This window comes from Photobacterium phosphoreum (assembly GCF_002954725.1).
Taxonomy (GTDB): Bacteria; Pseudomonadota; Gammaproteobacteria; order Enterobacterales; family Vibrionaceae; genus Photobacterium; species Photobacterium phosphoreum.
Genome location: NZ_MSCQ01000001.1, coordinates 352704 through 367513 on the forward strand (window position 1 = coordinate 352704; position 14810 = coordinate 367513).

Annotated in this window: 11 protein-coding genes and 1 tRNA gene; 7 read left to right on the forward strand and 5 right to left on the reverse strand. The window is 38.8% G+C overall.

Translation table 11 applies throughout. From position 1 onward, the window contains the following. Positions 1 to 19: 19 nt before the first annotated feature. The 3 genes from BTO21_RS01490 to cysZ all read right to left on the reverse strand — a co-directional run bounded on the left by BTO21_RS01490 (position 20) and on the right by cysZ (position 2610). Positions 20 to 307 carry an HPr family phosphocarrier protein gene (locus BTO21_RS01490; RefSeq protein WP_045026905.1) on the reverse strand — a complete coding sequence of 96 codons (288 nt, stop codon included), beginning with the start codon at positions 305 to 307 and terminating at the stop codon, positions 20 to 22. A gap of 319 nt (positions 308 to 626) precedes the next feature. Beyond that, positions 627 to 1595, reverse strand: coding sequence for a cysteine synthase A (cysK, locus tag BTO21_RS01495; protein WP_045026906.1), 969 nt, complete (start codon positions 1593 to 1595; stop codon positions 627 to 629). A 253-nt stretch (positions 1596 to 1848) separates the two neighbouring features. After that, complete coding sequence (gene cysZ, locus BTO21_RS01500) at positions 1849 to 2610, reverse strand: sulfate transporter CysZ (RefSeq protein ID WP_045026908.1); 762 nt, start codon at positions 2608 to 2610, stop codon at positions 1849 to 1851. Between the two features lie 353 nt (positions 2611 to 2963). Between cysZ and zipA the strand changes: the two genes are divergently transcribed. The 4 genes from zipA to BTO21_RS01520 all read left to right on the forward strand — a co-directional run bounded on the left by zipA (position 2964) and on the right by BTO21_RS01520 (position 8907). Further along, complete coding sequence (gene zipA, locus BTO21_RS01505; protein WP_105026663.1) at positions 2964 to 4376, forward strand: cell division protein ZipA; 1413 nt, start codon at positions 2964 to 2966, stop codon at positions 4374 to 4376. Between the two features lie 143 nt (positions 4377 to 4519). Then, the gene (gene ligA, locus BTO21_RS01510) at positions 4520 to 6535 is read left to right on the forward strand and encodes an NAD-dependent DNA ligase LigA (protein ID WP_045026911.1); all 2016 of its coding nucleotides are present in this window, start codon (positions 4520 to 4522) and stop codon (positions 6533 to 6535) included. Positions 6536 to 7073: 538 nt separating this feature from the next. Continuing rightward, positions 7074 to 8138 carry a porin gene (locus tag BTO21_RS01515; RefSeq protein WP_045026913.1) on the forward strand — a complete coding sequence of 355 codons (1065 nt, stop codon included), beginning with the start codon at positions 7074 to 7076 and terminating at the stop codon, positions 8136 to 8138. 73 nt (positions 8139 to 8211) lie between these two features. Beyond that, the gene (locus BTO21_RS01520) at positions 8212 to 8907 is read left to right on the forward strand and encodes a DUF2057 family protein (RefSeq protein ID WP_045026914.1); all 696 of its coding nucleotides are present in this window, start codon (positions 8212 to 8214) and stop codon (positions 8905 to 8907) included. A gap of 85 nt (positions 8908 to 8992) precedes the next feature. Here BTO21_RS01520 and BTO21_RS20010 read toward each other — a convergent pair whose 3' ends face one another. After that, the gene (locus BTO21_RS20010) at positions 8993 to 9163 is read right to left on the reverse strand and encodes a hypothetical protein (protein WP_170064491.1); all 171 of its coding nucleotides are present in this window, start codon (positions 9161 to 9163) and stop codon (positions 8993 to 8995) included. Positions 9164 to 9532: 369 nt separating this feature from the next. Here BTO21_RS20010 and gltX point away from each other — a divergent pair, with 369 nt between their 5' ends. Then, on the forward strand, positions 9533 to 10957 hold the full coding sequence (gene gltX, locus BTO21_RS01525) for a glutamate--tRNA ligase (protein ID WP_045026916.1): 1425 nt from the start codon (positions 9533 to 9535) through the stop codon (positions 10955 to 10957). Positions 10958 to 11091: 134 nt separating this feature from the next. After that, positions 11092 to 11167: transfer RNA gene (locus BTO21_RS01530), tRNA-Ala, on the forward strand. Positions 11168 to 11218: 51 nt separating this feature from the next. On the opposite strand, the gene BTO21_RS01535 is transcribed toward BTO21_RS01530, so the two are convergent. Beyond that, a complete protein-coding gene (locus tag BTO21_RS01535; RefSeq protein ID WP_045026918.1) occupies positions 11219 to 11755 on the reverse strand; it encodes an LA_2272 family surface repeat-containing protein in 537 nt (178 codons plus the stop codon). Between the two features lie 881 nt (positions 11756 to 12636). Between BTO21_RS01535 and BTO21_RS01540 the strand changes: the two genes are divergently transcribed. Continuing rightward, positions 12637 to 14754 carry a polysaccharide biosynthesis tyrosine autokinase gene (locus tag BTO21_RS01540; protein WP_045026919.1) on the forward strand — a complete coding sequence of 706 codons (2118 nt, stop codon included), beginning with the start codon at positions 12637 to 12639 and terminating at the stop codon, positions 14752 to 14754. Positions 14755 to 14810: the final 56 nt, after the last annotated feature.

The window sequence follows — 14810 nt, forward strand, 5'->3', positions numbered from 1 at the left end:
GTTTGTATACAAACTTAGTTTAGATTTCGCGGAACATTGCGATATCAGCACCGTCGTGTAGCTCTGTAAGAGTTACTAGCTTATCAACTGCTTCTTGAGCTTGTGCGCCTTCAGCTGCGATAGTAATAACTGCGCCTTTAACTAGGCCAAGAGTTTGAAGCTTAAATAGGCTCTTAGCACTTGCGCTTTTACCGTTTGAAGTTACTGTGATGTCAGCTTCAAATGATTTTGCATCTTTAACGAACTGTGCCGCTGGACGAGTGTGTAGGCCGTTTGGTGCAGTGATTTCAACTTGCTTCTGATACATATTTCACCCCAATTTAGATATAGTCGTTATATTAATAGTTTGCTTTATGAGCTATAACCTATGTGATTATAAGTCTCAGCATATTTGTTCAAGTAGTATAAACTACCTAATAACATGTTGTCTTAGCTTTAATCCAAGTCAAAGTTTTATGAGAAACTTTTTTAGATTAATCAAAATTGACTAATAATTGTCCTTTTATTTTGATGCTAAAAATAAAGCGCATCAGCTTTATAGTAAAGCTGAGAATAAAATGCAACAAAAAAGCCCACAAAGGGCCTTTTTGGGGGGCGATATGCCTATCTAACATCACAAAATGTGATCACTGTTGGGTTTCTTTTTCTGTAAATATACCAGCAAAAAGCGCGGTTGATAGGTAACGTTCACCTGAACTTGGCAAAATAACGACAATGTTTTTATCTGCAAATTCTGGTCGTGCAGCAATATTATTGGCAGCCACAACAGCAGCACCTGATGAGATCCCAGCCAGAATACCTTCTTCATCCATTAAGCGACGGGCCATTTCGATGGCGTCATCAGAACTGACTTGTTCAATTTCATCGATAAGGGCTAAATCAAGGTTGCCAGGAATAAAGCCAGCACCGATACCTTGAATTTTATGTGGTCCTGGTTTAACTGTTTCACCATTGACAGTTTGAGTGATCACTGGGGATTCTGTTGGTTCAACGGCAACAACAGTAATGGCTTTTCCTTGTTGTTGTTTAATGTAACGGCTAACTCCGGTAATGGTACCACCAGTACCTACACCCGAAACGAAAACATCAATTTCACCATCGGTTGCATCCCAGATTTCTGGTCCCGTGGTTTTTTCATGAATAGCCGGATTCGCCGGGTTATTAAACTGTTGCAGCAGTAAATATTTACTTGGGTTTGAGCCAACGATCTCTTCTGCTTTATCAATAGCGCCTTTCATGCCTTTTGCCGCTTCAGTTAGTACAAGGTTTGCACCAAGGGCTTTTAGTAATTTACGGCGTTCAAGGCTCATGCTTTCTGGCATGGTTAGTGTGAGTTTATAACCACGAGCTGCGGCCACAAAAGCAAGTGCAATACCAGTATTACCACTGGTTGGCTCTACAAGTTCAATCCCTTCTTTTAGAAGGCCATTTTTTTCTGCTTCCCACACCATATTGGCGCCGATACGGCATTTAACACTGAAACTAGGATTACGGGCTTCAATTTTTGCAAGCACCTTACCATTACTGACACGATTAAGACGTACCAGCGGGGTGTTACCAATCGTGAGAGAATTATCTTCGTATATTTTGCTCATACTTCGTTCCTTCGTGACAAATTAGACTCAATGTTGAATAGATTAAGCATATACCTGTCTCGATATTTGCAAAGTAATTAATGGTTATATCTTATTGTTATTATGTGACAGTTGAAACTTATTTTGATCTTTAATGTGTAATTGATTGCGTTTTTTTTGTTACTTTTTTGGTGTTTTCTTGTGGGGATAATAATAAAGGTCAATAGGGCTGAGATTATTGACCTTTATGTTATGTCGTAATTTAGGTTATTACTTAGTATCGTTTAAATTGGCTGCGATAATGATCTACCCACATTGCAGTTGCACCACAAACGGCAATCGGCATTACAAATAAGTTAACAATGGGAACCATGGTTAATAGCATCACTACGGCACCAAAACTTAATGCCTGACCACGCTTTTGTTTGAGGGCGTCTCGCATATCAGGAAACGGTACTTTATGATTATCAAACGGGTAATCAACATATTGAATTGCCATCATCCAAGCGTTGAATAAAAACCATAGTATTGGCGCAACAGTTTGGCCAATCGCAGGGATCCACATTAAAATGAGTAATCCAATCGCTTTAGGTAGATAATACTTAAGTTTAGTCCATTCACGACCCATGGTTCGAGGCAGATCCTTGACTAATGCTTTGAAGCTATCATCGGGTGGTGTTTGCCCTGTGAGTTTGGCTTCAAGGTATTCAGCTAACAAGCCGTTAAATGGCGCGGCAATCCAGTTAGCAATTGTGCTGAAAAAATATGAAAATGAAACTAACGCGGCAATAGCTAATAATGGCCATAAAAGATAAGAAAGCCAGTCAAGCCAGCTAGGTAAATAACTTAGCCAATGGTTAATCCACCCATTAAGATGGCTTAATAGTGTCGCAAAAGCACTCCCAAGTAACACAATGTTTATGAGTAAAGGTATAAGGACAAAACGGCGAGTACCTGGTTGAGAGGCAAGCTGTAGGCCTTGGAAAAAATAACCAGCACCACTGGTTGTTGACTTTGTATTATGCGGTTGTGGCATTATTTCTCTCCTGAACATGCATTTTTTAGCGTTTTACTGTTCATCTGTTTAGATTTCTTTTATAGATATTAATGGTCGAGGTAGAATGGAATCAATGAACAAAATTGTTGTCACTACGTTGACGATAAAATAAAAATGACGAGTAACAATACAAAAATGATTTAAATTTGTACAAAAATTACTAAGCTTACACTATCTTGGTTGAATCTCGATATTCACCCTCTCATTGTCAAGTGAGTTTTGGTACAGTAAGTCATTCGGTGAGAAATTCTAACTAGATACTAAGTTTCCTAGTAGATTTTTTTCTATTATTAACCCCGTAAAGGGATAACGAGTTAATTTAGAGTATTCATATGCAGGAATTGCGTCTGGTTCTTATTATTGTTGGTGCGTTAGCTATTGCAGCGCTTCTTTTTCATGGTCTATGGACTAGCAGAAAAGAAAAGCCAGCTAAATTTGGTGAGAAACCACTAAGTAAAATAGATGAAGTCAATCTTGATAGTCAAGATATTGTCCAAGAGAGTGTTAGTGACGTCCGTGTTGTGAATAGTACACCGGAAGTGACAGAAGCTAAGTCAAATCAACCTGACGTTACTGCGACAAAACCAGTGTCTAAACGTAAAGAACCTGGTTTTAGTTTTGGTGAACGTCCTCAACATGATCCATTATTGGGTGAAACTGCAGCTCCAAGTGTGAATACCGCACCGAAAGTTGCGACTCACGAACGTATTGAGCCACAGATGCACATTGGATCTGCGCCTCAACCAGCAGTTGCACCTCAACCAACTGTTGCTGTTCAGTCAGTAGCTGCGCCTCAACCAATCGTTGCCGCTCAGCCAGTTGTTGCACCTCAAGCAACTGTTGCCGCTCAGCCAGTTGTTGCGCCTCAACCAACCGTTGCCGCTCAGCCAGTAGCTGCGCCTCAACCAACCGCTGCCGCTCAGCCAGTTGTTGCGCCTCAACCAACCGTTGCCGCTCAGCCAGTAGCTGCGCCTCAACCAATCGTTGCTGCTCAGCCAGTAGCTGCGCCTCAACCAATCGTTGCTGCTCAGCCAGTAGCTGCGCCTCAACCAATCGTTGCCGCTCAGCCAGTTGTTGCGCCTCAACCAACCGTTGCCGCTCAGCCAGTAGTTGCGCCTCAACCCGTTGCTGCGCCCCAACCAATCGTTGCCGCTCAATCTGTTCCAACACCTATTTTTACGCCTGTTGTTGAAGATGATGTGAAGCCGCAAGAGCCTGTTACTAAAGCTGCTATAATTGAGACTGTGACAACAATAATACCTGAGCCAGAAATTACTCCAGAACCTGAAGTGATCCTTGAGCCTGAGGTATTACCAGAGCCAGAGCCTCTACCGCCAACCTACTTATCTGTTTGTGTACATGCACGTAAAGGTAAGGTACTACGTGGACCTTCATTGTTTGCGTGTTTAGAACGTAATGGTTTGATTTTTGGTGAAAACTCAGTTTTCCACCGTCATGCGGATTTAGCGGGTACTGAACCTGTTATTTTCTCTGTGACTAACTTGCTTAATCCCGGTACATTTCCTGAAACAAATTACCAGCATTTTGAAACCCCAGGTATTGGCTTTTTCTTAATGTTGCCATGTTATGGTAAAGCGTCGAGTAACTTTAATATGATGTTACAAACCGCCCAGCAAATTGCCGATCAACTTAATGCGGATGTGATGGATCAAGATCGTGTCATGATCACCCCTAATCGTATCGCCGCATATCGAGAGAAATCAGTAAAATATAATCAATGTTAATCTAATCGATTATTATTACTGCTTACCATTCAGGCTCCTTCGGGGGCCTGAATTTTATTGTATCTATTGTAGTAACCATAATGATTTGAAGTTTTGTTAATAATAAAGTTATTAATCGACATCTTCTTCAGGTAGGAATTGAAATGAGCACCGATCTTCAGCAACAACTTGCCAGCTTAAAACAACAATTAGATTATCATGGTTATCGTTATTATGTTGAAGATGATCCTGAGATTCCAGATGCTGAATATGATCGTCTAATGCAACAATTATTGGCGATCGAAGCTGAGCATCCACAATGGATAACCAATGACTCACCGAGTCAACGTGTTGGTGGAAGTGCGCTTGATGGCTTTACTCAAGTTACCCATGAGATTGCGATGTTGTCATTAGGCAATGCGTTTAATGATGATGATTTACGTGATTTCCAAAAGCGCCTTCAAGATCGATTACGTGATAACAACAGTATTAGTTACTGTTGTGAGCCCAAATTAGATGGCTTAGCCGTTAGCTTAATGTATGAGAATGGGGTGCTTGTTCAAGCTGCAACCCGTGGTGACGGCGCAACGGGTGAGAATATTACCCATAACGTGCGTACGATTGGGGCTATTCCATTACGATTGCGTGGTGACGATTGGCCGCAGCGTTTAGAAGTCCGCGGTGAAGTTTTTATGCCTAAAAAAGGCTTTGATGAACTTAACGCTAAAGCACTTAAAAAAGGCCTTAAAACTTTTGCTAACCCACGTAATGCCGCTGCTGGTAGTTTACGTCAGCTTGATCCTAAGATTACTGCAACTCGTCCGTTAAGTTTTTATGCCTATGCGGTGGGTGTAGTAGAAGGGCGAGAGTTGGCCGATACACAATACCAACGTCTATGCGAGCTTAAAGCATGGGGTCTACCTATGTGCCCAGAAATTAGAATGGTAGACAGTATTGAAGCGGTGATTGAATATCATCAAATGATCGGTGAAAAACGCCAATCGTTAGGCTATGAAATTGACGGGGTGGTGATCAAGGTTGATCGTCTTGATTTGCAACAGCAACTTGGATTTGTTGCTCGAGCTCCTCGATGGGCGATTGCCTATAAGTTCCCCGCCCAAGAAGAAATGACCATTTTAAACAATGTTGAGTTTCAAGTAGGACGCACTGGCGCAATAACCCCTGTAGCCAAACTCGAACCGGTATTTGTCGGCGGCGTTACTGTTAGCAATGCGACCCTACATAATGCTGATGAAGTATCACGTTTAGGCGTAATGATTGGTGATACCGTCATTATTCGTCGTGCTGGCGATGTGATCCCTCAAATTGCTGCGGTGGTTGAGTCCCGTCGTCCTGCTGATGCGGTTGCGATAGTATTTCCGACAGAATGCCCTGTGTGCCAATCTAAAGTTGAACGAGTCGAAGGTGAGGCGGTTGCGCGTTGTTCTGGCGGCTTATTCTGCCAAGCACAACGTAAAGAAGCACTAAAGCACTTTGTGTCACGCAAAGCGTTAGATGTTGATGGCTGTGGTGAAAAAGTAATAGAACAGTTGGTTGATCGTGAAATGGTTTCAACGCCCGCCGATTTGTTTAAGTTCAGTGCTGGAGAAGTAACGGTACTTGAACGTATGGGACCTAAATCAGCCCAAAAATTAATTGATGCGCTGGCTGCATCAAAACAAACCACGTTAGCGCGATTTATTTATTCATTGGGCATTCGTGAAGTCGGTGAAGCGACAGCTGCCAATGTGGCCAATTATTTTGAAACCTTAGACGCGATCAGTCAGGCATCTAAAGAACAATTAATTAAAGTGCCTGATGTCGGTGAAGTGGTTGCAGCACATTTGTTTAATTTCTTCCGTGAACCACATAACACCATTGTTATTGATGATTTATTAGCACAAGGTATTCATTGGCCTGCTATTGAGAAACCTCAAGCAGGGGTTGAGTTACCGTTAGAGGGCAAAGTTGTGGTACTAACGGGGTCATTATCACAATTAACCCGTGGTGACGCTAAAGCAGCATTACAGGCACTTGGTGCTAAAGTGACGGGCAGTGTGTCTAAAAAAACTGATTTATTAGTTGCAGGTGAAGCGGCAGGATCTAAATTAGCCAAAGCCCAAGAGCTGAATATTGAAGTTTGGGATGAGCAACAGTTGGTTGATTTGATCAATAAGTAATAAAAATAACCCGATTTAATATTGAAGCCTCACACTTGTGAGGTTTTTTTTTGTCGTTATTTGGTCAATGGCTGGAGCTGTTATTAAAAATGAACTTAATTTTTGATGTTTATTTAATGGTGATAATGAAAAATATTTTAGATTGACATCCATAGCCGATTATTTTTGAGCTTGCTAATGGCGCTATTCTAAAAACACGACACTGTTCACAATAACAAATGATATATTATCTAACATGTTGTTTATTAATGGTTATTTTTTTGTTTTTATCCTGAGGGTAAAAACATATGACATTGATCACGATAGCGCCAAAAGTTTGCACTCAATCATAGTTTCACTATTAAAAAGTAAGTTCTTATTGATGTTTTGCGCTGCGAAAGTAGTCTTAGTACCGAAGTTACTTAAAAGTTCAATTTAAAACGAAATAATATGAATTGGTTGAAATGATTCGACCGACATATAGGAGATTTACTTGCCACCTTCGGCGGCCAACCTTTCAGGGGCAAGTAAACAGCTAATATCTTTTAGGAGTTATTCCATGGAAAACATGTTCAAACGTACGCTACTTGGCGCTGCAATCGCAACAGCAGCAATGGCTTCAACGGGAGCAAACGCAGCAATCGATCTACTTGACGGCAAAGTACAGATGTACGGTCAGGCAGCTGGTTTTGTTCAATACGGTATGCCAAAAGCGGATAAATCAGATGATACAGTAAGTGCTGTTATTGAATCACGTATCGGTTTCCGTGGCGCAGTTGAATTTGATAACTTTGCTCCAACGCTACTATGGCAAATTGAAGGCGGTAATGCTGATAACGGCGGTTACGATCCAAACGAGTCATGGAAACACCCAAATAACGGTGCACTAGGTGCACGTGATACTTTCCTTGGTTTCCAATTTGATGGCATCGGTTCTATCAAATACGGTCGTCAATTAGTTGCTGCATATAACTACGTTGACTGGCCACACTCAAACCCAGGTCTAGGTAATGTATTTGACTGGAACCAAGATATTGGCGCATCATTTGAAGATCGTACCAACAACAACCTTCGTTTTGATTCTGCAAACTTTGGTGGCTTTAACGTTCAAGCAACGTTAAGCAACATGGCAACATCTACTGATAATGTAGCATACAGTATTGCAGCATCTTACTCTGCAGATATGTTCTCTGTACATGCGGGTTACTACGATAACTCTGCTGAAGCAGCGAATACTGATACATTCTTGGCAAATACTGGTTCACAATATTCAATCGTTGGTGGTTCTGTATTCCTTGGTAATGTTACGCTAACTGCTGCTGGTAAGTATATGACAACTGATGTTGCTCTAGGTACTAACAGTCAGTGGGCATGGTCTACAACGGCGCAATATGTTCACAATGGTCAGTGGGTGTACAAAGTTGGTTACGCAGGTACTGCTGAAGCTGATATCGCTGGTAAAGGTAAGCAAGCAGATACTGAAGATACAGCAATTACAGCACGTCTAGGTTACTTACTACCAAGTGCATACCTATTTACAGACGTTCGTCATTACAATATGAATGGCGGTACGGAAGGCGGTGACTCAACTAACCTACTTATGGGTGTTGAATACTACTTCTAATTTGTACCTAAATTAGAATGTTTTAGAACGAGCATTGATTATCAATGCTCGTTTTTTATAGGGAGATATAAAGATGAAATTAGGTAAAAATTTATTATTAGCAAGCGCAATGATGATGGCTCATGGTGCAAATGCGGCTGTTGAAGTGTCGTTTGCTCCAGATGTTGAAACTGTGATTGTTAACGGCAACAAAACCCTTAATCTCCTAGAAAAAACAGAAGATTTAACGCTAAATAATGGTCTAAATCAAATTGTGGTTCGCGTATCTAAATTAGTCGAAGGCCAAGGGCAATTAGAAAAATACCGTTCAGAGCCGATTGTCATTACTCTAACAGCAAACGATAAACAATTTAAAGTTGTACCTGGTGCGCGTGTTGTTAGTTCAATCGATGTACGTAATTTTGATGCGAATCCGACAGTGAAGCTTATTGCATCAAACGGTGATGTTATTAACGCTAAAATGGGTGTACTACCAAAAAATAATAGTGGTGATTCAGCGACCCTTTTCGGCCGTGATTATTTAAAAGATTTGGCTTACTATAATCAATCACAAGGTTATGCTTTTGCAGGTGAAAAGCCGCTTGTTGAGCTTAAGAAAAAACCTAAACAATTAGTTAAAATCGAATCTCCAGCAGCTACCGCAGTAGAACCGGTTGCTATTGTTCAACCGACAAAAATCGTCGCTGCAGAGCAAGAGCTTAAAAACATCTATTCACAGTTAACGCCACAGCAGCGCAAAGCATTCTTAGGCTGGGCGGTAACACAATAATTTATTCTGTAATCAATTATTGATAAATATTATTAGAAGCGTAGGAATAGAGTGATTCCTACGCTTTAATTTTATGTGTCATCATTTAATAATGATATTTACCTTTCTTTATCTCGCAAAACATAGCTGGTATAAATTCGACATTACCATTTTGTAGTTGGCACTCAACGAAAGGGCCTGTGGGTGAATTTTCCGCTTGCAGAGTAAATGGCATCATCAAAAGTGCTCCAGCGCAAAGTCCTAAAAGTTTTTTCATGTTTAGTTCCTTTTTTTTGAGAAGTTGATAGCAAATTTACACTTTTATTTTGGTTTAACACTTGTATTTTCGCAAGTTAAAGTAGTGAACTTTCCTGTTTAAATTTGTTATCTCTTTTTATTTCCTTCCCTCCAATATAATTATTATCGCTATTCTCTTTTTGTTGCTATTTATCATAGTGGGCATGTAGGGCTATTTATGGCGAATAAAGAGCTGATCCCAGGCTAGTTCTTAATAATAACCAGATTGAATATCTGCTTGTGAAACAGATCAAAGATTGTAGATCTTGGTTACAGTGCTAAAATACTCAGCAATAGATTTAGCACAGTAGCTTTTACTGTGTCGTCCATCATTCATAAGGTAATCTCAATGACGGTTAAAACTCGCTTTGCACCAAGCCCAACTGGCTTTTTGCACGTTGGTGGTGCACGTACAGCACTGTATTCATGGCTATTTGCGAAGCACATGGGTGGCGAATTCGTATTACGTATCGAAGACACGGATATCGAACGCTCAACTCAAGAAGCGATTGATGCGATTATGGAAGGCATGGAATGGTTAGAGTTAAATTGGGATGAAGGTCCTTACTACCAGACTAAGCGTTTTGATCGTTACAATGAAGTGGTTGATCAACTGTTAACAGAAGATAAAGCTTACAAATGTTACTGTCCAAAAGCACTGCTTGATGAAATTCGTGAGCAACAAATGGCAGATGGCGTTAAGCCGCGTTATGATGCTAATCATCCAAAAATTATCGCAGCTAATGCAGCAGCGACAGCAGATTCTCCATTCTGTATTCGTTTCCGTAATCCTAAAGAAGGCACAGTGATCTTTGATGATAAGATCCGTGGTCACATCGAAATTTCAAATAGTGAATTAGATGATCTGATCATTCGTCGTACTGACGGTAGCCCAACGTACAATTTCTGTGTTGTTATTGATGACTGGGACATGGGTATTACGCAAGTTGTTCGTGGTGAAGATCACATCAACAATACCCCTCGTCAAATTAATATTTATAAAGCATTAGGTGCTCCAGTACCTGAGTTTGCACACTGTGCAATGATCCTTGGTGATGATGGCGCTAAGCTTTCTAAACGTCATGGCGCTGTTGGTGTAATGCAATACCGTGATGATGGTTTCCTACCTCATGCATTACTTAACTACTTAGTTCGTTTAGGTTGGTCTCATGGCGACCAAGAGATCTTCTCACTACAAGAGATGATTGATTGCTTTACGCTTGAGTCAGTGAGCAAATCAGCGTCAGCATTTAATACTGATAAGCTACTATGGCTTAACAACCATTACATTAAAACAGCAGCGCCTGAATATGTTGCTAAATACCTGCAATGGCATTTAGATCAAAAACAAATTTCAATTGAAAATGGTCCTGCAATCACTGAAGTGATCTCGTTAGTGGGTGAGCGCTGTCATACTTTGATTGAATTAGCTGAGCAATCACGCTACTTCTACCAAGATTTCAGTGAGTTTGAAGCGGGTGCGGCTAAGAAGCATTTACGTCCTGTCGCTAAAGACGCATTAGCATTAGCACTTGCAAAAGTTGAAGCGCTTGAAGAGTGGACAACTGAAAATTTACACGCAGTAACAACACAAGTGTGTGAAGAGCTTGAGCTAGGTATGGGCAAAGTGGGTATGCCACTACGCGTAGCGGTTACTGGTCAGGGTCAATCACCATCGGTTGATGCTGTAATGCACTTGATTGGTAAAGAGCGTGTGGTAGCACGCATTAAGATGGCACTTGATTATATTGCCACTCGTGAAGCTAACGCATAAGCATTAGATTTACTAAAAAAAGCGGAAACATGATGTATGTTTCCGCTTTTTTATTACTAGCGTAAAGTTGATCACACTTTTCGTTTTACAATGGTGACATTATTTAAAAATATCAATACTATAGTCAACATATTGGGGCTATAGCTCAGCTGGGAGAGCGCTTCGCTGGCAGCGAAGAGGTCATCGGTTCGATCCCGTTTAGCTCCACCAAATTTTAAAGCTCGTCAGTTAACTGGCGAGCTTTTTTGCGTTTTATAGCGATTAGAAGCGAGCGTTAATAATTGGGAAAATCGGAAGGTTTTTGCTAACAAAGGTACCTGATTTGTCATAGTTAATTAAACCAATCTGGACACCTTTATTAATATGATCTGTCGCGTTCACTAAACCAAACTGAAGCCCGTTAAGAGAACCGGCATAGTTAAAGGTACCAAACTGAGCACCAGTGAAATTGCCACCAGTGTAGTTAACCAAACCAAAATCAGCGCCTTTAGCGGTATTGTTATTCCAGTTAGCTAAGCCGAATTCTAAACCTGTCATGCTTGATGTCGTATGGTTGACACCAAAGGCTAAACCAAAGTTAAGACCGGTAAAGTTATCAATAGTTGATAAACCTAATAATGAAAAGTTTACGCCTTTGACTTGGCTTGTTTGCCCGTAAAGTACGCTTAAACGTGCACCAGAGACATTACCAGCAGGTAGGTTAACGGATGGTAGTGAAAGTTGTACAGGTGTCGCAGCCATGGCCATAGGTGATAAAATAGCCGTCGTTAATACAACTGTTGCGAGAGTTAACTTCATATAAAATCTCAAATAATCTGTTATTAATATTTTAAAAAAACAATATATTAAATGATGATGAATATATATAGTAATATCTAACAAATAAATAGAAATAAGCTTTTAATATTGATTTAATTAATGGTTGATATAATAAGGTTTTTATTTTTTATCATGGTTTATATAAGTAAATGTATTATTAAGTATTAAATTACAACCAATAAGTATAAGTATTTATTATTGCTGTTATATGTATTTCTTTTTCATTAGATTAATATTGATTAAGGTCTGTGTAACAATGCATTTGTCTTGTGAATGTGTATTGGTCTATATATATTATTGCTTGTGTTTACGATTATTTTTAGTACTTAAAATATTTTTTTTATTTTAATTTTTTTTTTGATTTTAATTTATTGTTAGTGATTACTATCCTTTATTTTATTGTTTTTATTGGTTTTTATTTTTTATTTTGATTTTTCGGGTTAATTCAAAAGATTTAAATGGTGTTGGTTTATTATTTTCTTTACTGTAGACATGTTTAAAAACAATTGTATGAGTGGAAATTAATTAACCATTAAACGTTTATTGGTTAATGAATTTTATTATTAAATGTAATTGTTAATTAAGTGCCATATATACATCTTTAATTTCGATGGTTTTTATATGGTTATAAATAGATTTAACACGGAAAAATAAAAGGTGAGATAAGGTAAAGCAAATGAGGGGCTGTAACCTTAGGGCGGTAGCGTATTTAATCATTAGTATATATCTTAATTATTTGTCTGTATGACTGCTCATCGTAAAAGTAAATAATGACTTAGGCGTAATTAGATACTCTTATTGTTTACTCAAAAAATTTTCAAAATTTCCTTTTAGTTAACCATATCGGATTGAAATGATTCATGACTGCCATTAGTAATAAACAAGTAAAACCCACTTCGACAGCGAATGAAGAAATCGACTTAGGTAAGATTTTTGGTGTTTTGCGAGATAGTAAAAAATCTATTCTTGCCATTACCATTGTCTTTACTTTACTAGGTCTGATTTATTCTGTTTTTGCTACTCCTATTTATAGATCTGATGTATTGATTCAAGTTGACTCTAAAACCGATGGCTCTTCTACGTTTGGAGAGGCAATGACAACAGAGTTCTCTACTGAATCATCAGCAGTTACTGAAATGGAGTTAATTAAGTCTCGTCGAGTGATCGGTAAAGCTGTCGACAAACTAAATTTAACTACCTCTGTTGCTCCAGATTACTTACCGCTTATTGGTAAAGGATTAGCACGGTTAACGCATAGTCAGAGTAATGCAACAGTTGCACATTTTACTATGCCAGAGGATGCACAAAATAATATTTATCAGTTGAAAATTATCAATGTAGATACTGGTGAATTTGTAGTTACTGATGAAGATAATAGTAATATCAAGCTGAAGGGCTTTGTTGGACAAGCTATTAAAGATCAAGGTTACAGTTTATTAGTAACAGCGTTAACAGGTGCTAATAATGATACCTTTACGGTGAAAAAGCTGCCTCGCTTTGATGTTATTGCTTACTACCAAAAATCGTTAGCGGTGGCTGAAGAAGGTAAAGATACTGGTATCATTGAGGTGTCATTAAAAGGTCAAGATCGATTAAAGACACAAAAGATTCTCAATAGTATCAGTGAAAGTTACTACAAAATGAATGCTGATCGTGCAGCAGCAAGCGCAGATAAGAGCTTAGAGTTTTTAAATGCACGGCTGCCTAAAATAAAAGCAGAATTAACCAGTGCCGAAGATAAGCTTAATAAGTACCGTGAAGCTAATCAATCAGTTAACATAGAAATGCAAGCGAAGTCATCACTTGATGAGCTAGTTGCTTTAAATGGTCAAATTAATGAATTAAGCTTCCAAGAAGCTGATATTTCACGTAGTTACACCAAAGAGAATCCACTTTACAAAACATTAATTGAAAAACGTAATGATTTACGAGCTCAAAAAGTACGCTTAACGCAAAAAATTGATCAAATGCCAGAAAAGCAACGTGAAATTATTCGTTTAACACGTCATGTTGATGTTAACCAACAGACATACATGCAGATTCTTAATAAGATTCAAGAGCTTGATATTGTTAAAGCAAGTAGCTCTGCAAGCGTACAAATTATTGATACAGCATCTAGTAGCATTAAACCTGTTGCACCTAATCGCATCATGTTGGTTATTGCACCTGCAATTTTAGGTTTAATTCTGAGTGTATTAATCGCTTTATTCCGCGTTATTTTAAATAATACTGTCGTTGATCCTCAGCAACTAAAAGCAATAGGTCTTCCTGTTTTTGCTTTGGTACCAAAAACACCAAAAGCAAAGAAAGTATCAAAGACTATTTTGGCTGAAATGGAGTCAGGCGATGTTTCAATAGAAGCACTGCGTACGCTACGTAATCGTATATTATTAGCAATGAATAATGCGAATAACAATACAGCGTTATTCACAAGTGCGAGTTCAAGCACTCATTCAGGTAAAACATTTGTAATTACTAACGTTGCGGCATTAATGGCTGAAGCGGGTAAGCGAGTATTAATTATCGATGCTGATATGCGTAAAGGTAAAATTGCATCAGCACTTAATGGTAAGCAAGCAAATGGGTTATCTGAATTACTGAGTGGTAAAAATGATCTTAAAGCAGTAGTAAAAACATCATTAATTACTAACCTTGATTATATCTCTGGTGGTGAAACTTCAGATTCACCGGCTGAATTGTTAATGCATAATGAATTTAAAACACTCTTAGCCTGGGCGAGTGAACATTACGATGTTGTAATTGTGAATTCAGCGCCAATATTATCTGTTGTTGATGCTTCGATTGTGGGTGCTGCAGTTGGTACTACGGTAATGGTTGGTTGTTATGGTGCTGATACGTTAAAAGATGTCGAACAAGCAAAACAAAAGTTTGAAGATAATGATGTTGAAGTTGATGGCTTTGTTTTGAACAATGTTATTAAGAAGACAAGTAATCAAGAAATTTTTAAAAAATATTAATTTGTAGCTAAATAATAGTTATAACACATTGTTGTTATAACTATTATTCATTAAAT

Coding starts and splice junctions, on each gene's coding strand:
- BTO21_RS01540 (WP_045026919.1), top strand. CDS start 12,637: ATGACTGCCATTAGTAATAAACAAGTAAAACCCACTTCGACAGCGAAT.
- zipA (WP_105026663.1), top strand. CDS start 2,964: ATGCAGGAATTGCGTCTGGTTCTTATTATTGTTGGTGCGTTAGCTATT.
- gltX (WP_045026916.1), top strand. CDS start 9,533: ATGACGGTTAAAACTCGCTTTGCACCAAGCCCAACTGGCTTTTTGCAC.
- BTO21_RS20010 (WP_170064491.1), bottom strand. CDS start 9,163: ATGAAAAAACTTTTAGGACTTTGCGCTGGAGCACTTTTGATGATGCCA.
- BTO21_RS01490 (WP_045026905.1), bottom strand. CDS start 307: ATGTATCAGAAGCAAGTTGAAATCACTGCACCAAACGGCCTACACACT.
- BTO21_RS01520 (WP_045026914.1), top strand. CDS start 8,212: ATGAAATTAGGTAAAAATTTATTATTAGCAAGCGCAATGATGATGGCT.
- cysZ (WP_045026908.1), bottom strand. CDS start 2,610: ATGCCACAACCGCATAATACAAAGTCAACAACCAGTGGTGCTGGTTAT.
- cysK (WP_045026906.1), bottom strand. CDS start 1,595: ATGAGCAAAATATACGAAGATAATTCTCTCACGATTGGTAACACCCCG.
- ligA (WP_045026911.1), top strand. CDS start 4,520: ATGAGCACCGATCTTCAGCAACAACTTGCCAGCTTAAAACAACAATTA.
- BTO21_RS01535 (WP_045026918.1), bottom strand. CDS start 11,755: ATGAAGTTAACTCTCGCAACAGTTGTATTAACGACGGCTATTTTATCA.
- BTO21_RS01515 (WP_045026913.1), top strand. CDS start 7,074: ATGGAAAACATGTTCAAACGTACGCTACTTGGCGCTGCAATCGCAACA.